18 protein-coding genes and 1 pseudogene are annotated in these 16,840 nt (G+C 71.0%); 13 read left to right on the top strand and 6 right to left on the bottom strand.

The window, feature by feature from the left end; all coding sequences use genetic code 11:
- Nucleotides 1–198 precede the first annotated feature (198 nt).
- Nucleotides 199–381, top strand: a complete 183-nt coding sequence (locus ACZ3TS_RS07265) for a hypothetical protein (protein ID WP_467614393.1) — start codon at nt 199–201, stop codon at nt 379–381.
- A 27-nt stretch (nt 382–408) separates the two neighbouring features.
- Here the strand turns inward: ACZ3TS_RS07265 and ACZ3TS_RS07260 are convergent, their stop codons facing one another.
- Nucleotides 409–960, bottom strand: a complete 552-nt coding sequence (locus ACZ3TS_RS07260; RefSeq protein WP_467614392.1) for a hypothetical protein — start codon at nt 958–960, stop codon at nt 409–411.
- A gap of 173 nt (nt 961–1,133) precedes the next feature.
- Between ACZ3TS_RS07260 and tsaB the strand changes: the two genes are divergently transcribed.
- The 7 genes from tsaB to ACZ3TS_RS07225 all read left to right on the top strand — a co-directional run bounded on the left by tsaB (nt 1,134) and on the right by ACZ3TS_RS07225 (nt 6,816).
- On the top strand, nt 1,134–1,787 hold the full coding sequence (gene tsaB / locus ACZ3TS_RS07255; protein ID WP_467614390.1) for a tRNA (adenosine(37)-N6)-threonylcarbamoyltransferase complex dimerization subunit type 1 TsaB: 654 nt from the start codon (nt 1,134–1,136) through the stop codon (nt 1,785–1,787).
- Between the two features lie 32 nt (nt 1,788–1,819).
- Nucleotides 1,820–2,317, top strand: coding sequence for a ribosomal protein S18-alanine N-acetyltransferase (rimI, locus tag ACZ3TS_RS07250; protein WP_467614563.1), 498 nt, complete (start codon nt 1,820–1,822; stop codon nt 2,315–2,317).
- Nucleotides 2,310–3,407, top strand: coding sequence for a tRNA (adenosine(37)-N6)-threonylcarbamoyltransferase complex transferase subunit TsaD (tsaD, locus tag ACZ3TS_RS07245; protein ID WP_467614389.1), 1,098 nt, complete (start codon nt 2,310–2,312; stop codon nt 3,405–3,407). The genes rimI and tsaD overlap by 8 nt, the downstream gene beginning before the upstream one ends.
- On the top strand, nt 3,404–3,661 hold the full coding sequence (locus tag ACZ3TS_RS07240) for a hypothetical protein (protein WP_467614387.1): 258 nt from the start codon (nt 3,404–3,406) through the stop codon (nt 3,659–3,661). Before tsaD ends, ACZ3TS_RS07240 begins: the two co-directional genes overlap by 4 nt.
- Nucleotides 3,662–3,902: 241 nt before the next feature.
- Nucleotides 3,903–4,970, top strand: coding sequence for an LCP family protein (locus tag ACZ3TS_RS07235; RefSeq protein ID WP_467614384.1), 1,068 nt, complete (start codon nt 3,903–3,905; stop codon nt 4,968–4,970).
- Between the two features lie 167 nt (nt 4,971–5,137).
- Nucleotides 5,138–5,494, top strand: a complete 357-nt coding sequence (locus ACZ3TS_RS07230) for a YciI family protein (protein ID WP_467614381.1) — start codon at nt 5,138–5,140, stop codon at nt 5,492–5,494.
- A gap of 44 nt (nt 5,495–5,538) precedes the next feature.
- Entirely contained in the window at nt 5,539–6,816 is a 1,278-nt protein-coding gene (locus ACZ3TS_RS07225) for an RNA polymerase sigma factor (RefSeq protein ID WP_467614379.1), read from the top strand.
- Here ACZ3TS_RS07225 and ACZ3TS_RS07220 read toward each other — a convergent pair whose 3' ends face one another.
- Complete coding sequence (locus tag ACZ3TS_RS07220) at nt 6,817–7,992, bottom strand: class I SAM-dependent methyltransferase (protein ID WP_467614377.1); 1,176 nt, start codon at nt 7,990–7,992, stop codon at nt 6,817–6,819.
- A gap of 90 nt (nt 7,993–8,082) precedes the next feature.
- Here ACZ3TS_RS07220 and ACZ3TS_RS07215 point away from each other — a divergent pair.
- The 4 genes and pseudogenes from ACZ3TS_RS07215 to groL all read left to right on the top strand — a co-directional run bounded on the left by ACZ3TS_RS07215 (nt 8,083) and on the right by groL (nt 12,645).
- A pseudogene (locus ACZ3TS_RS07215) lies at nt 8,083–9,050 on the top strand (polysaccharide deacetylase family protein).
- Nucleotides 9,047–9,859, top strand: a complete 813-nt coding sequence (locus ACZ3TS_RS07210) for a polysaccharide deacetylase family protein (protein ID WP_467614375.1) — start codon at nt 9,047–9,049, stop codon at nt 9,857–9,859. The pseudogene ACZ3TS_RS07215 and the gene ACZ3TS_RS07210 overlap by 4 nt, the downstream one beginning before the upstream one ends.
- A 702-nt stretch (nt 9,860–10,561) precedes the next feature.
- The gene (gene groES / locus ACZ3TS_RS07205) at nt 10,562–10,870 is read left to right on the top strand and encodes a co-chaperone GroES (RefSeq protein WP_003998759.1); all 309 of its coding nucleotides are present in this window, start codon (nt 10,562–10,564) and stop codon (nt 10,868–10,870) included.
- Nucleotides 10,871–11,019: 149 nt separating this feature from the next.
- Nucleotides 11,020–12,645, top strand: a complete 1,626-nt coding sequence (groL, locus tag ACZ3TS_RS07200; RefSeq protein WP_467614373.1) for a chaperonin GroEL — start codon at nt 11,020–11,022, stop codon at nt 12,643–12,645.
- A gap of 67 nt (nt 12,646–12,712) precedes the next feature.
- Here the strand turns inward: groL and ACZ3TS_RS07195 are convergent, their stop codons facing one another.
- The 3 genes from ACZ3TS_RS07195 to ACZ3TS_RS07185 all read right to left on the bottom strand — a co-directional run bounded on the left by ACZ3TS_RS07195 (nt 12,713) and on the right by ACZ3TS_RS07185 (nt 15,076).
- The gene (locus tag ACZ3TS_RS07195) at nt 12,713–13,420 is read right to left on the bottom strand and encodes an ester cyclase (RefSeq protein WP_467614371.1); all 708 of its coding nucleotides are present in this window, start codon (nt 13,418–13,420) and stop codon (nt 12,713–12,715) included.
- Nucleotides 13,421–13,538: 118 nt separating this feature from the next.
- Nucleotides 13,539–14,312, bottom strand: a complete 774-nt coding sequence (locus tag ACZ3TS_RS07190; protein WP_467614369.1) for an SDR family NAD(P)-dependent oxidoreductase — start codon at nt 14,310–14,312, stop codon at nt 13,539–13,541.
- 68 nt (nt 14,313–14,380) lie between these two features.
- Nucleotides 14,381–15,076 carry an MOSC domain-containing protein gene (locus ACZ3TS_RS07185; protein ID WP_467614367.1) on the bottom strand — a complete coding sequence of 232 codons (696 nt, stop codon included), beginning with the start codon at nt 15,074–15,076 and terminating at the stop codon, nt 14,381–14,383.
- Between the two features lie 79 nt (nt 15,077–15,155).
- Between ACZ3TS_RS07185 and ACZ3TS_RS07180 the strand changes: the two genes are divergently transcribed.
- A complete protein-coding gene (locus ACZ3TS_RS07180) occupies nt 15,156–16,052 on the top strand; it encodes a LysR family transcriptional regulator (protein WP_467614365.1) in 897 nt (298 codons plus the stop codon).
- 334 nt (nt 16,053–16,386) lie between these two features.
- On the opposite strand, the gene ACZ3TS_RS07175 is transcribed toward ACZ3TS_RS07180, so the two are convergent.
- Nucleotides 16,387–16,719, bottom strand: coding sequence for a WhiB family transcriptional regulator (locus tag ACZ3TS_RS07175; protein ID WP_467614364.1), 333 nt, complete (start codon nt 16,717–16,719; stop codon nt 16,387–16,389).
- Nucleotides 16,720–16,840 lie beyond the last annotated feature (121 nt).

Below are 16,840 nucleotides of genomic sequence, written 5' to 3'. Positions count from 1 at the left end.
TCGTCGGCGATCGTTCCCCTGCGGGCGTCTGTGGCTGATCGCGCGGTTTCCCGCGTCCTGTGCGGGACGCCCGTGCCCGACGTCCCGACAACCCGTCGGCAAGATGTTGCGCCGCAGGTGCCGGGCATGGTCCCATGGACACCAGTGCTTGGTTAGGTCTACCTAACGATGCCGCCCCCGCGACACCAGGAGGCGTCCATGCCGGCCAAAGAACGAGACGAGGCGCCGCCGCGCGTGGTGGCCGGGTCGGCCGGAGTGTCGATGCGGGACCTGCTGGCCTCGTGCGCCGCGGCGCGGGCGGTCTCGACTCCGCCGCGGGACCCCGCACCCCAGGCGCCGCCGACGGCCCACGGGCCCGAGGAACACCGCAGGGCCGCGTAAGCGGCCCGGCACGGCCTGCGCTCCTGGCTACTTGATGACGACGACCTTCTGGTTGATCGTCGCGAACTCCCACATCGCCGTGCCGTCCGCGCGGGACTCGCGGATCCCGCCCAGCTTCTTGGAGGCGTCGGGCCTGGACGTCGAGCCGTCCACGGCCGCGCTGAAACCGATCACCACGCCCTCGTTGGTCGCGAACCGCACGATGTGCTCGACGGTCGTCCCGTCCGACCCGGTCCCCACGGCGGCCCGGGAGGTCACCTCGTACGTGCCCGGCAGCGGGTCCACCGTCCCCGGCGTGACCTTGAAGGTGCGCTGGGCCTTGTTGCCCGCGCCGACCAGCCACACCCGGTCGTCGTCGATCGAGTACACGACCCGCTCTCCGGTGCCGGAACCGCTGGGCAGCGTCGCCGGGCTCTTGGCCCGCGGCGACTTCGAGGCGGTGACCCCCGGCGACTTCTTCACCTGCGGCTTGCCCAGGGTGTCGGGCACATGCGCGGACGCCTGGTAGGCGAGGAAACCGACCACGGCGATCGCCGCCGCGGTGAGCCCGGCCACGAATCCCGAGCTGCTCCTAGCCACCTGTGCCCACCTCTCGCCCCCGCACGCGGAAGTACTCGCCGCCCGTGTCCGACTCGTACGACCCACCGATTCCTTTACCGATCACGTCGTACGTCTTTGCTGTGACGGTAGCAGCAGGCGCGGGCCGGACCGGGTCGGCCGTGCGTCGGCCGTGGGCGCCGTACGCTGATTGCGTGCTCTTGCTCGCTCTGGATACCGCCACCCCCGCCGTCACCGTCGCCCTGCACGACGGCACGTCCGTCGTCGCCTCGTCGAGCCAGGTGGACGCGCGTCGGCACGGGGAACTCCTGCTGCCCGCCGTCGACCGGGTCCTCGCCGAGGCGGGCACACGGCTCGACGCCGTCACCGGAATCGTCGTGGGCGTCGGCCCCGGCCCGTACACCGGGCTGCGGGTCGGTCTGATGACCGCCGACACCTTCGGGCTCGCGCTCGGCGTGCCCGTGCACGGCGTGTGCACCCTCGACGGCCTCGCGTACGCCTCCGACCTCACCGTGCCGTTCGTCGTGGCCACGGACGCGCGCCGCAAGGAGGTCTACTGGGCCCAGTACGACGACTCCCGCACCCGCGTCACCGAGCCCGCGGTGGACCGGCCCGCGGACATCGCGGAGACGGTCGCGGGCCTGCCCGCCATCGGTGCCGGCGCGCTGCTCTACCCGGACAACTTCCCGCAGGCGCGGGAGCCCGAGCACGTCTCGGCGGCCGCGCTCGCGTCCCTGGCGGCGGAGAAGCTGGCGACGGGCGAGGAACTGCCCGCTGCCCGTCCGCTGTACCTGCGCCGCCCCGACGCGCAGGTGCCCAAGAACTACAAGGTGGTCACGCCCAAGTGACCGCCGCACCCGTGACCCCCGCGCTGCGCGAGATGCGCTGGTGGGACATCGATGCCGTACTGGGGCTGGAGAAGGACCTCTTCCCCGAGGACGCCTGGTCCAGGGGCATGTTCTGGTCCGAGCTGGCGCACTCCCGGGGTCCGGAGGCGACCCGGCGCTATGTCGTGGCCGTCGAGGACGACCGGATCGTCGGGTACGCCGGGCTCGCCGCCCAGGGCGACCTGGGCGACATCCAGACCATCGCCGTCTGCCGCGACCGCTGGGGCACGGGGCTCGGCGGGCGGCTGCTGACCGAGCTGCTGCGGGCCGCGACCGCGTTCGAGTGCGCCGAGGTCATGCTCGAGTGCCGGGTCGACAACGTGCGCGCCCAGAAGCTCTACGAGCGCTTCGGCTTCGAGCCCATCGGCTTCAGGCGCGGCTACTACCAGCCCGGGAACGTGGACGCCCTGGTGATGCGACTGACCACAGCGCCCGACAGCGGCTCCGCTGCGGGCACCTCCTCCGTACAAGGAACCGAGAACAATGGCTGACGAACCCCTGGTCCTGGGGATCGAGACCTCCTGCGACGAGACCGGCGTCGGCATCGTCCGCGGCACCACCCTCCTCGCCGACGCCGTGGCGTCCAGCGTCGACGAGCACGCGCGCTTCGGCGGCGTGGTTCCGGAGGTCGCCTCCCGCGCGCACCTCGAGGCGATGGTGCCCACGATCGACCGCGCGTTGAAGGAAGCGGGAGTGAGCGCGAGGGACCTGGACGGCATCGCGGTCACCGCCGGGCCCGGCCTCGCGGGCGCGCTGCTGGTCGGCGTCTCGGCGGCGAAGGCGTACGCGTACGCCTTGGGCAAGCCGCTGTACGGCGTCAACCACCTCGCCTCCCACATCTGCGTGGACCAACTGGAGCACGGCGCGCTGCCGGAGCCGACGATGGCGCTGCTGGTGAGCGGTGGGCACTCCTCTCTCCTGCTGTCCACGGACATCACCTCGGACGTGCGGCCGATGGGCGCGACCATCGACGACGCGGCGGGGGAGGCCTTCGACAAGATCGCGCGCGTGCTGAACCTCGGCTTCCCGGGCGGCCCGGTCATCGACCGGTACGCGAAGGAGGGCGACCCGGCGGCGATCGCGTTCCCCCGGGGGCTGACCGGTCCGCGGGACCCCGCGTACGACTTCTCCTTCTCCGGTCTGAAGACGGCGGTCGCCCGCTGGATCGAGGCCAAGCGGGCGGCGGGCGAAGAGGTCCCGGTCCGCGACGTGGCGGCCTCCTTCCAGGAGGCGGTGGTGGACGTGCTGACCCGCAAGGCGGTGCGGGCCTGCAAGGACGAGGGAGTCGACCACCTGATGATCGGCGGTGGCGTGGCGGCCAACTCGCGGCTGCGCGTGCTGGCCCAGGAGCGCTGCGAGGCCGCAGGGATCCGGTTCCGGGTGCCCCGGCCGAAGCTGTGCACGGACAACGGCGCGATGGTCGCCGCGCTCGGCGCGGAGATGGTCGCACGGGGGCGGGCCGCGTCGGACTGGGACCTGTCGGCGGACTCGTCGCTGCCGGTGACGGACCCGCATGTGCCGGGCCAGTCGCACTCCCACGACCACGTGCACGAGATCAGCAAGGAGAACCTGTACCCGTGACGGTGGCGCTGATGTGGGAGGCGCGGGCGGTGGCGGGCCGGGGCGAGGAACTGCTGGCCTGGGCCCGCGAGCAGGAGCTCCCGGAGCGGCCTCTGCGCCGCGAGACCTTCCGGGCGCCCCAGGACCGCGTTCTGGTGATCACCTGGTGGGATGCGGCCCACGACGTCGACCTTCCCGAACTGCCCGAACCGGCCGGGGACTTGGTCACCCGGGCGGTGCACCGCTGGCGCTTCGAGTCGGTGGCCGCGGACTGACGTCGGGCAGAGGGTCCGCGCCTCGTCAGCGCGTGGACGGCCAGGCGCACACCCCCTCGTCCTCCGCGCGGCACCGCACCGAATGTTTCGGGTGGTGCGGTTGCCTCCGAAAGTTCGGCCGCGTCGCCGACTGATTCTCTGGGTGAGGCCGAGCTGAGGGCGTGGTGAGAAGCGTGAGATCTTCCGAAGAATGGCGTTCAGAAGTCCCTGCTCGTAATAATTCGGACTTACGTTCCTCCGCGTGACTTCAGCAGACGAGCACGAGGACGCCGACGGGGAAGCCAAGAGAAGCGGTGGCCGGCGATCACGCCTGGTCAAGGCCGTCGGCGCCGTGGCCGCATGCGGCCTGGTCCTCGCGGTCGCGGGTGCCGGCTGGGCGTACTGGCACCTGAACCACAACATCAAGAGCGTCGACATCGACGGCGCGCTGGGCACCGACCGCCCGGCGCGCGCGGCGGCGGAGCCGACGCCCTCGGCCTCCGCGTCCGCCTCGCCCCTGCCCAGCGGCGCCCTGAACATCCTGGTCCTCGGCTCCGACTCGCGCAGCGGCGAGGCGAACGCGAAACTCGGCGGCGGGGACAGCTCCGGCGCCCGCTCGGACACGGCCATGGTGGTGCACATCGACGCGGGCCGCACCGAGGCGACGGTGGTGAGCATCCCGCGCGACACCCTGGTCACCCGGCCGTCGTGCCCGCTGGCCTCGGGCGGCACGACGGCCGTGGCGTACGGCTCGATGTTCAACAGTGCCTACTCGGTGGGCGGTCCGGTCTGCGCGGTCAAGACAATCGAGTCCATCACGGACATCCGCATGGACCACTACCTGGAGATCGACTTCACGGGGTTCGCGAAGCTGGTGGACGCGCTCGGCGGGGTCACGGTCACCACCGACCAGAACATCGACGACGACAAGAGCCATCTGCACCTGAAGGCGGGCACCCACCACCTGACCGGCAAGCAGGCCCTGGCCCTGGCCCGCACCCGCCACGGCATAGGCGACGGCAGCGACCTGGGCCGCATACGGCTGCAACAGAAACTGGTGAAGGCGCTGTTGGAGCAGATCGCCTCGACGAACCTGCTGACCGACCCCACCGAGCTCTACAAGGTCGCCGACGCGATCACGGGCAGCCTGACCACGGACACCGGCCTGGACTCTCTGCCGGAGCTGACACGCCTCGGCGAAAGCCTCAAGGGCCTGACGTCGAAAAACGTGAAGACGGTGATGATGCCGGTGGTGACGGCCCCCTCCAACCCCAATCGGGTGGTGGCGAAGGAGCCGGCGGCGAGCGAACTGTGGAAGTCACTGCGCTGAGGCCCCGGGACGTGTGAGCTCGACCGGTCTGAGTCTCTGACCTGCACAAACGACCTCGGAAAAATTTCTCGAAGAAATTCCGCGACTCGTGTCGATCCGTGCCGCATCCGTTCGACGCATGGGTGAGAGGCCGGGAAGAGCCCGGCCGTCCCACCCGAGGAGTCACCATGCCGCGTTACCTGTCGCTCGTGCGCATCGACGAGACCACCGCGCCCCCTCAGGGCCCGAGCCCCGAGCTGATGGAGCGGATGGGGGAGCTGATCGAGGAGATCACCAAGGCCGGGGTGATGCTCGACACCGCCGGTCTGACGCCGTCCGCGCAGGGTTCGCGGGTGCGCTGGGAGGACGGGAAGATCTCCGTCACGGACGGCCCGTTCACCGAGTCCAAGGAGGTCATCGGCGGCTACGCGCTCATGCAGTGCAAGGACAAGGCCGAGGCGATCGAGTGGGCCACCCGGTTCCTGAAGGTGCACGAGGAGTACTGGACGGTGACCTGTGAGGTCCGGGAGATCGCCGAGGGGTGAGATCTCCTTGGCGCCCGCCCGCCGGGGGTGTTGCATGGTGGGTTGTGGAACAGCAGCCCACCGCCACCCCCGGCCCGGACGGACCCGCCGGTGCGATCGAGACCGTCTTCCGGATCGAGTCGCCCCGCGTGATCGCCGGCGTCGCCCGTATCGTCCGTGACGTCGGTATCGCCGAGGAGCTGGCGCAGGACGCCCTGGTCGCCGCGCTGGAGCAGTGGCCGCGGGACGGCGTGCCCGACAACCCCGGCGCCTGGCTGATGGCGACCGCCAAGCACCGCGCGATCGACCTGGTACGCCGCCGGGAGCGGTACGCGCGCAAGCTGGCGGAGGTCGGCCGGGACCTGGAGGCGGCGCCCTACCACGTCGACGCACCGGCCGACCCCGACGACATCGACGACGACCTGCTCCGGCTCGTCTTCACCGCCTGCCATCCCGTCCTGTCCGCCGAATCCCGCATCGCGCTCACCCTGCGCCTGCTCGGCGGGCTGACCACGGCCGAGATCGCCCGGGCGTTCCTCATGCCGGAGGCCACCGTCGCCCAGCGCATCGTGCGGGCGAAACGGACGCTGGCGGCGAAGGGCGTGGCCTTCGAGGTGCCGTACGGACCCGAGCGGGAGGCGCGGCTGGGGTCGGTCCTGGAAGTCATCTACCTGATCTTCAACGAGGGGTACGCGACCACCGCCGGCGACGACCTGCTGCGCCCAGCCCTGTGCGAGGACGCGCTGCGGCTGGCCCGGGTCCTGGCCGAGTTGATGCCCAAGGAGCCGGAAGTGCACGGGCTCGCCTCGCTGCTGGAGTTCCAGGCGTCCCGCGCGGCCGCCCGCACCGGACCGCACGGCGAGCCCGTCCTGCTCGGTGACCAGAACCGGGCCCGCTGGAACCGCCTGCTCATCGCCCGCGGCATCGCCGCCCTCGGCCGCGCCGACGCGGTGGCCACCGGGGCCCCTGGCCCGTACGCCCTCCAGGCCGCGATCGCCGCCTGCCACGCGCACGCGTACAGCTACGAGGAGACCGACTGGGCGCGCATCGCCCTCCTGTACGGCCTGCTGGCCTCCCGGTCACCGTCGCCCGTCGTGGAGCTGAACCGCGCCGTCGCCGTCTCGATGGCCGAGGGCCCCGGTCCGGCCCTGGAGATCGTCGACCGCCTCGCCGCCGAATCAGCCCTGCGCGACTACCACTTGTTGCCCAGCGTCCGCGGCGATCTGCTGGCCCGTCTGGGGCGCACGGCCGAGGCCCGCACGGAGTTCGAGCGCGCCGCCCTGCTCGCCCGCAACGAACGGGAGCGGGAGATGCTCGAGGCACGTGCGCAGGAGTGTCACTAGCTAGGCCACCGGGTGTCCCAGCAGCATCGTCGGCGCGCCCGCCACCCGGGTGAGGAACACGGTCACGGCGTTCGGCCCGTGCGGCTTGGGCAGGACCTTACGGCGCAGTTCCTCCGGCTCGACCGCCGAGCCCCGCTTCTTCACGGTCAGGACGCCGACCTCCCGCTCCCGCAGCAGTGCCTTCAACTTCTTCACGTTGAAGGGGAGTCGGTCGGTGATCTCGTACGCGGTGGCGTACGGGGAGGCGTGGTGCTCGTCCGCCGTCACATACGCGATCGTCTCGTCGATCAGCCCGCCGTCCAGCTCCTCGGCCACCTCCGCCACCAGGTGCGCGCGGATCGCCGCGCCGTCGGGTTCGTAGAGATAACGGCCGAGCGGGCGCACCGGCGGATCGGGCAACCCGCGGCCGCGCAGCACCCGCGGGCCCGGGAGCAGGGTGGCCCGTACGAGCCCCGGTTCCGTGCCGAACCACAGCACTGCCTCCTTCACGTCCCCGGCGTCCGAGATCCACTCCGCCTCCGCCCCGGCGGGAACCGCCTCGTGCGGAATGCCCGGCGCGACCTTCAGGGCGGCGTGCGGCGCCTTCCGGGCTGTGGCCACGGCCCAGGACAGCGGGGGCGAGTACGCCTCCGGATCGAAGATCCGCCCGCGTCCGCCCCGCCGCGCGGGGTCGACGAAGACGGCGTCGTACGAGGACACGTCCACCTCCGTGACGTCCGCCTCGCGCACCTCGATCAGCGCGGACAGGTCCAGCGCGTCGGTGTTCGCCCGCGCCACCGCCGCCGTCAGCGGGTCGCGGTCCACGGCCAGGACCCGGATGCCGGCCCGGGCGAGGGCGATCGCGTCGCCGCCGATGCCGCAGCACAGGTCGGCGACGGAGCTCACGCCCAGTGCCCGCAGCCGCTCGGCGCGGTGGGCCGCGACAGCGGTCCTGGTGGACTGTTCGACGCCGTTCGGCGTGAAGAACATGCGCTCCGCGTCCTCGGCGCCGAACTTCGCCGCCGCCCGCTCGCGCAGCCGCGCCTGTGCGAGGGCCGCCGAGACCAGCTCTGCGGGGTGCTCGCGGCGCAGCCGGGTCGCGACGGCCAGTTCCTGCGCGGGAGTGGTGCCGCGTACCTCGTCGAGGAGGGCGCAGCCCTCGGGGGTGAGCAGGGAGGCGAAGGAGAGGTCGTTCACCCGGTCATTGTCGGCCAGTCGGTGGATGAGGTGCGTCCTGCCGCGGTGTCGGCCCCCCGTGGGTGTCGGTGGCTGGAAGGATCCGGCATCATGCGACCCGTACGACAAAATGATGAAAAGGTGGAAAAACGTCCCGCGGGACGTGTGAAGCCTTTGCACGCGCGGAGTTCGCGGGGTGCCGGGTCGACGGCGGCGGCGCGTGCCACCCTCGTCCTGCTCGCCGTCACCGCCCTCGCGGCGGGCTGTTCCCGGACCGAGGTGCACGGCGCGCACGGCCAGCAGCCCCTGAAGGCACCGCCGGTGGGCGCTCTCGACGAGCATGCCACGAAGTCGCGCACCCTGTACGCCCAGCGTGCGGCGGCCGTCAAGCGCCGGGGAATCGAGAAGGTGCCGCTGATCGCGCCTCCGCCCCCGGCGCAGCAGCCGGTGATCACCTTCCGCAAGGGTTTCGAGGTCCAGGACGGCGACGACCTGCCACCGATCTTCACGACCGTCCCCACCAAGGACAAGGCCGTCTTCCTCACCATCGACGACGGAGCCGAGAAGGACCCCGAGTTCCTGGGCATGATGAGCGACCTGAAGATCCCGTACACGGCGCTCCTCAGCGACTACCTGATCAGCGACGACTACGGGTACTTCCGGAAGAAGCGCGATCTCGGTGTCACGCTCGACAATCACACCCTGCACCACCCGTACCTGCCGGGGCTGTCGTACGAGGAGCAGCGACAGGAGATCTGCGGCATGCAGGACGTGATGGGCAGGGAGTTCGGCAGGCGTCCGACGGTCTTCCGGCCGCCGTACGGCAACTACAACCGGGACACCTGCGCGCGGCGAAGTCCTGCGGCATCAAGTACTCGCCGATCTGGGACGCGGAGGTCTTCGTCGACCACTGGGAGTACCGCGAGTGGGACCGCAGCCTGCGCCCCGGCGACATCGTCCTCACCCACTTCCGGGGCAGGTCGGACTGGCAGGGCACGATGCCCGAGCTGATCCGCCGGTTCCTGAAGAGGGACACGGACGAGGGGTACGCGGTGGCACGCTTGGAGGACTACCTGTGAGGGCACGGCGACGGCTGCGGGTGCTGCTGGCCGGGGTGCTCGCCGTCGTGCTCCTGTCCGGCTGCGCCCAGTCCGTCGACCCCATCGAACGGCTGGGCAAGAAGGCGGCGCAGAAGGTGCACCGGCCGCACGGGCGGCTCGATCGGACGTTCCGCCGCTGGGGACTCAGCGCCCCGCTGGCGCCCGCGCCCCGGCCGGCCCGTCCCCCGGCCGGCAGCGCGGGCTCCGCGGGAGCGGGGCTGCCGACCGTCCTCGACCGTGTACCCACCCGTGACAAGGTCGTCTTCCTGACGTACGACGAGGGCGTCGAGAACGACCCTCGGTTCGTCGACATGGTCCGTGAACTGCGGCTGCCGGTCAGCGTGTTCCTCACGGGCAGTGCCGTCGGGCCGGGGCGCGCGCGCGTCGCACGGCTGCGGGACGCGGGTGCGGTCATCGAGAACCACATCCCGGACCACGCGGGGCTGCGCGGTCGTCCGTACGAGGACCAGCGCGCGGAGATCTGCGGTCAGCGGGACCGGCTGAAATCCCGTCTCGGACTGAGTGCCCGGCTGCTCCGCCCGCCCCACGGCACGTACGACCGCACGACGCTCCGCGCGGCGGCGGACTGCGGCGTCACGGCTCTGATCCTGTGGCGCCCGGCACCGGAGGAACGGTACGGCAGAGGGATGTCCCTCGGCCCCGGCGACATCGTCCGCCCCCACGAGCCGGGCCGCCCCCTCGCCTCCCTGACCACGGAGACGACCCGCATCCTGCGCCGCATCCAGGCGAGCGGATTCACAGTGGCCCGCCTGGAGGATTACCTGTAGCACCGACCGCATCGACCACGACCCCTAGGGGGCCGTCCGGGCGAACTCCGCGGTGAGCGGGCTCGGTCGGCCGGGCGTTGGGAGAAGCCCCCGGGGCGTTCCGCTCGCGCGTGCTGGGCCCGGGGGCCCTGCGCGGTTCTTCCATTCCCGCGCCGGGCCGACTCGGCCTGCGCTCTCGGCACGGCGGTCGGGGCGAGCAGGGCGCGCGTGGTCGTCCGATCGGCCACGCCCGGCGCCGGGCGACTCAGCCGACGAACCACACACGATTGCTGGGCCGGCACATGCGAGCGGGCGCACCACAGCCGTCCCTCAGCGCCCCGCCCACGCGCTGCGCGGGGACTCGGTCGGTCGGGGAATCTGCCTCGCCCATCCGCTGCCGCTCGGCACCCAGCCCGTCCGGCGTTTCAGGACTAGGCCGTTCAGGCCGATAAGAGGGGTCCGGGAGCGCAGCCCCCCACGGCGGTCGCCCCGCACCCGGGTGCGGATCGGGCTCCCGGCGACCGCACACCCCGCGCCGCGCCGCAGCCAACTGGCACTCCGCTTGACCGAGTGCTAATCGCGGTCATAGTCTCGGCTCTGGCACTCGCCACCGGAGAGTGCCAACTAAGCGACGGGCAGGTCCGGCACCCGCGACGACGGATCGACCTGGTCGCCACCTCAGACAGTTAACCCCGTGAGATCTCCGAAGGGGGAGGTCGGATCGTGACGACCACCAGCTCCAAGGTTGCCATCAAGCCGCTTGAGGACCGCATCGTGGTCCAGCCGCTGGACGCCGAGCAGACCACGGCCTCTGGCCTGGTCATCCCGGACACCGCCAAGGAGAAGCCCCAGGAGGGCGTCGTCCTGGCCGTGGGTCCGGGCCGTTTCGAGAACGGCGAGCGCCTTCCGCTCGACGTCAAGACCGGCGACATCGTGCTGTACAGCAAGTACGGCGGCACCGAGGTGAAGTACAACGGCGAGGAGTACCTCGTCCTCTCGGCTCGCGACGTGCTCGCGATCATCGAGAAGTAATTCACCGAAGCAGACTGCTGTGAGCTGCGCCCCTGGCCCCCGCGACCGTTGATCAGCCGGGCGTCGGGGGCGCGGTTCGTTCTTCACCGCGACGTCGGCCGCTCCACGAGGGCGGCCGGGGGTCGCATTCGAGAGGACTGAAACGCTCCATGGCGAAGATCCTGAAGTTCGACGAGGACGCCCGTCGCGCCCTCGAGCGCGGCGTCAACAAGCTTGCCGACACGGTCAAGGTGACGATCGGCCCCAAGGGCCGCAACGTCGTCATCGACAAGAAGTTCGGCGCGCCGACCATCACCAACGACGGTGTCACCATCGCCCGTGAGGTCGAGGTCGACGACCCGTACGAGAACCTCGGCGCCCAGCTGGTGAAGGAGGTGGCGACCAAGACCAACGACATCGCGGGCGACGGTACGACCACCGCCACCGTGCTCGCCCAGGCCCTGGTGCGCGAGGGCCTGAAGAACGTCGCCGCGGGTGCCTCCCCGGCCGCCCTGAAGAAGGGCATCGACGCGGCGGTCAAGGCCGTCTCCGACGACCTGCTGGCCACCGCCCGCCCGATCGACGAGAAGTCCGACATCGCCGCCGTCGCCGCGCTGTCCGCCCAGGACCAGCAGGTCGGCGAGCTCATCGCCGAGGCGATGGACAAGGTCGGCAAGGACGGTGTCATCACCGTCGAGGAGTCCAACACCTTCGGCCTGGAGCTGGACTTCACCGAGGGCATGGCCTTCGACAAGGGCTACCTGTCGCCGTACTTCGTGACGGACCAGGAGCGCATGGAGGCCGTCCTGGACGACCCGTACATCCTCATCCACCAGGGCAAGATCGCCGCCATCGCGGACCTGCTGCCGCTGCTGGAGAAGATCATCCAGTCGAACTCCTCCAAGCCGCTGCTGATCATCGCCGAGGACGTCGAGGGCGAGGCCCTGTCCACGCTCGTCGTGAACAAGATTCGCGGCACGTTCAACGCCGTCGCCGTGAAGGCCCCCGGCTTCGGCGACCGCCGCAAGTCGATGCTGCAGGACATGGCGGTCCTCACCGGCGCCACGGTCGTCGCCGAGGAGGTCGGCCTCAAGCTCGACCAGGTCGGTCTCGACGTGCTGGGCACCGCCCGCCGCGTCACGGTCACCAAGGACGACACCACCATCGTCGACGGCGGTGGCAAGGGCCAGGACGTCCAGGCCCGCATCGGCCAGATCAAGGCCGAGATCGAGACCACGGACTCCGACTGGGACCGCGAGAAGCTCCAGGAGCGCCTCGCCAAGCTGGCCGGCGGCGTGTGCGTGATCAAGGTCGGCGCCGCCACCGAGGTGGAGCTGAAGGAGAAGAAGCACCGTCTGGAGGACGCCATCTCCGCGACCCGCGCCGCGGTCGAGGAGGGCATCGTCTCCGGTGGTGGTTCCGCGCTGGTCCACGCCTCCAAGGTGCTGGAGGGCGGCCTGGGCAAGCAGGGCGACGAGGCCACCGGTGTCGCGATCGTCCGCCGCGCGGTCGTCGAGCCGCTGCGCTGGATCGCCGAGAACGCCGGCCTCGAGGGCTACGTCATCGCCTCCAAGGTCGCCGAGCTGGACAAGGGCCAGGGCTACAACGCCGCGACGGGCGAGTACGGCGACCTGATCAAGGCCGGCGTCATCGACCCGGTCAAGGTCACCCGCTCCGCCCTGGAGAACGCCGCCTCCATCGCCTCCCTGCTGCTGACGACCGAGACCCTGGTCGTCGAGAAGAAGGAAGAGGAGGAGCCGGCCGCGGCCGGCCACGGCCACGGTCACGCCCACTGACGCGGACCGCGAACCGTACTGAGCGAAGGCCCGGCGACCCCTCGGGGCGCCGGGCCTTCGCCCTGCCTCAGGTCTCCAGCTCGTCCAGCGCCCCGAGCTGCGACAGCAGTCCCAGCCGGTCGTACTGCCACCAGCCCTCGACGATCTTCCCGTCCTCATCGCACCGGAAGATGGTCATACCGGTCATGCTGACGTTCCGGCCCGTGGCCGGGATCCCCAGGAAGTCGCCGATGTGCCGGGCCTTCCAGGTCCACCGGGTGCACACCTGGTCGCCCTGGGCCATCTGGTCGTCGACGATGAACGCGAAGTCGAAACCGCCGCGCCACATCTCGATCTCGCGGCGCATCGCGTCCATCCCGATGGTGTCCTGCTCGTTGGCGGGATCGTGGTCGTGGTAGTTCTCGGCGAGCAGGCCGTCGAGCGGCGGCAGCTCACCCCTCATGGCGAGGACCTCGAAGTACCGACGGACGTTCGCGGCGTACAACTGCTCGTCCCGCACCACGTCCAGGTCCGTGAACGTGGGCGTCTCGTCGCAGAGCGCGACCATCTCACGGAAGGTCCGGTCGGTCTCGGGAAGGCTCGAGTTCCGCATCGCCTCCTCGTACGAGGGGAACTCGACGATCTCTATGAAGTGCGAGTCGTCGGACCGGTCCTTGCCGATCACGCTGTGGGTCGCGGTGCGTTTGCCTCTGGTCTGCTCGACCCATGTGTCCATGAGCCGGTTCACCTCGTCGAATCGGCTGGTCTTGCAGTCGATGAGCTGCACAAATGTCATGTGACGCCGCCTCCGGCCCCCCTGGCTCCGGCAGATACGCCCATCTTCCCACCCGAGGGGCGGCGTCACCTGTCCTGCCGAGGCCCGTACCCGGGCCGCCGATTGCCGTGACCTGGGCCTACTGCGGTCCGTACTTGCGTCCCGTCCGCGAGGTGATGCCGCCCAGCAACGCGCGCGGCGTCACCTTCACCACGCCCATCAGCGCCTTGTACCGCGGGTCCGGAATGGACAGCGTCCTGCCCCGGGCCAGGTCCGCGAGGGCGGTGGCGACCAGCTTGTCCGCGTCCAGCCACATCCAGCCCGGGATGTTCTCCGTGCCCATTCCGGCGCGCTGGTGGAACTCGGTACGGACGAAGCCCGGGCACAGCGCCATCAGCCGTACGCCCGACCCGGCCAGGTCCCGCGCCGCGCCCTGCGTGAACTGCACGACCCATGCCTTGGACGCCCCGTACGTGCCGCGCGGGACGAACGCCGCCACCGAGGCCACGTTGACGACCCCGCCGCGGCCACGAGTGCGCATCGACTCCGCCGCCGCGCTCGTCAGCCGCAGCACCGCCTCGCAGTGCACCTTGAGCATCCGCAGCTCGTCCGCCATGGGGACCTCGAGATAACGGCCCTTGTTGCCGAAGCCCGCGTTGTTGACGAGCAGGTCGACCGGGTTCCTCAGATCCGACAGACGCGTGGCCACCGCCTCGATGCCCTCGTCGCTGGCCAGGTCCGCGGTCAGCACCTTCGCCTCGATGCCGTGCCGGTCGTGCAACTCCGTCGCCTGTTCCCGCAGCCGTTTGGTGTCGCGTGCCACCAGGACCAGGTCATGGCCCTCGGAGGCCAGCCGCCGTGCGAACGCGGCGCCGATGCCCGCGGTCGATCCCGTAATCAGAGCCGTTGTCATGGGCCAACGATAGTGACCCGGACTGACGGAGTCCGTTCGCCGGACCGGGCATCTCACCGACTTCGGGATCAACGTCCGTACAGCCCGCGCGAGTTCCCCACCGGGTACTTCCGCGCGTACTCCCGCGCCGCCGCCGCGGTCTCGGGGTGCAGCGCGTCGACCGCCGCCAACAGGCCGGGCAGCAGATGCCGTTCAGTGGTGGACGCGCGGAACTGGAGGGCCACGGTGACGTCGTGATCGGGCCGGTGCACGATCGCGATCGGGTCTCCCGCCCGTATCTCACCCGGTGCGACCACACGCAGATACGCGCCGGGCGCCCCCTTCTGCGTGAACCGCTTGACCCAGCCCCGCTCACCCAGGTGTTCCTGGAAAGTGCGGCACGGAATCCGCCCGGAGGTCACCTCCAGCACCACCTCGGACCCGATGCGCCAGCGCTCGCCGATGCGCGCGCCTGCCACGTCGAGCCCCTCCGTGGTGAGGTTCTCGCCGAACGAGCCGCTCGGCAGCGTCCGGCCCAGCTCGCGCTCCCAGCCGTCCAGGTCCTCGCGGGCGAACGCGTACACCGCCTGGTCGTCGCCGCCGTGGTGCCGCAGATCGCACACCGCGTCCCCGGCCACCCCACTCGCGCCGGTCCCCTTGGGTCCGGGCGCGGCCACCCACACCGGCCCGTCCACCGGCTGCTTGTCGATGCCGGTCACACCCTCGGGCTGGTCGGTGTAGTCGACGGGCACGGGCCGGCCCAGGTTCAGTGACAGAAGCTTCATGGCGGCACGGTAGGGGACGAGAGTCAAAGCGTCGACGCATTATTCGTCACCCTGTCCAAGACTCCCTTATGCTCGCAGGGTGATCGAGGCCCGACACCTCCGTGTGCTGCGCGCCGTGGCCGCCACCGGCTCCTTCTCGGCGGCGGGCCGCGAGCTCGGCTGCACCCAGCCCGCGGTCAGCCAGCAGATGAAGGCGCTCGAGGCGTCGGTCGGAACGCCGGTGCTGGTCCGCATCGGCCGTGAGATGCGCCTGACCCAGGCCGGTGAGGCGCTGGTGCGACACGGGGCCGGCATCCTCGCGGGGCTGACCGCCGCCGAGGAGGAGGTCGCCGCCATCGCCGGCCTCAGGGCCGGCCGAGTCCGCCTCGTCTCCTTCCCGAGCGGCAGCTCCACCCTCGTGCCCACCGCGCTCGCCGCCCTGCGCGCCGCGCACCCCGGCACCCGGGTCTCCCTGGAGGAGGCCGAACCACCCGAGTCCGTGGAGAAGCTGCGCGCGGGCGACTGCGACATCGCGCTCGCCTTCCGCTACGAAGGGGCCGCGGGCGCCGAGGAGTGGGACGACCTGGTCGTACGCCCCTTGCTGGTCGACCGGCTCGTCGGACTCGTCCCCGAGGGCCACCGGCTGGCGCGTGCGGAGTCGGTCGCCATCGGCGAACTGGCCGGGGAGCCGTGGATCGCGGGCTGTCCGCGCTGCCGGGGTCAGTTGGTTCAGGCGTGTGAGAGCGCCGGCTTCACGCCCCGTATCGACTTCGCGACCGACGACTATCCGGCGGTGGTCGGCCTGGTCGGCGCCGGTCTCGGTGTGGCGGTCCTGCCGCAGCTCGCGATCGAGTCCGTACGTCCGAGGCGTGCGCGCCCGGTCACGCTGGAACCCGCGGTGCGGCGGGAGATCGTCGCACTCACCCTGCCGGACCTGGCGCATGTGCCGGCGGTGGCAGCGACGCTGGGAGAACTGGCGCGGGCGGCCGTGCGATAGCCGACGCCGAAGCGGTGTCCCTTACCCCCTGGCAGTGCGTTGCCCCCGGCTGGCCCCCCGGGCGCTCACTGTCCCGAAGCCCTCTCTTGCACGTAGCCCCCGAACCCGTCCCCCTGGCCTGCACGTAGCCCCCGAACCCGTCCCCCTGGCCTGCACGTAGCCCCCGAACCCGTCCCCCTGGCCTGCACGTAGCCCCCGAACCCGTCCCCTGGCCTGCACGTAGCCCCCGAACCCGTCCCCTGGCCTGCACGTAGCCCCCGACCCCGTCCCCTTGGTGCGGCCCCACCCCAAAAATGGGCACACGCATGCGTGCCCGTGTTGAAGAAACGTTCCTTCAGTTGTTCGAGGCGGCGGTGCCCCCGCTGGTCGTGGAGGCCGGTACCAGACGGGTCCGTGCCCGTCCCATGAGCTCTTCTCGCTCATCCTCGGTCAGTCCGCCCCACACGCCGTACGGCTCGCGCACCGCCAGTGCGTGGGCCGCGCACTCTGCGCGCACGGGGCACCTCATGCAGACCTCTTTGGCCGAGTTCTCGCGAGCGCTCCGGGCCGCGCCGCGTTCGCCCTCCGGATGGAAGAAGAGCGAACTGTCGACCCCACGGCAGGCCGCATGGAGCTGCCAGTCCCACAGATCCGCGTTCGGACCGGGAAGGCGGGAGAAATCTGCCATTGCGTGTCCCCTTGTTGCCGTTCTGGGCGGATATGTGTGTCCCTTACCGTACAACGACGATCTTAGGAGATGAAAATATGACTCATTGCGAATCTAGCTCCAGACACCAGCGAACGGGAAG

The organism is Streptomyces sp. NPDC022910 (genome assembly GCF_055561075.1).
Note: the sequence above shows the minus strand (reverse complement) of the source record. Positions and strands in the feature narration are given on the sequence as shown.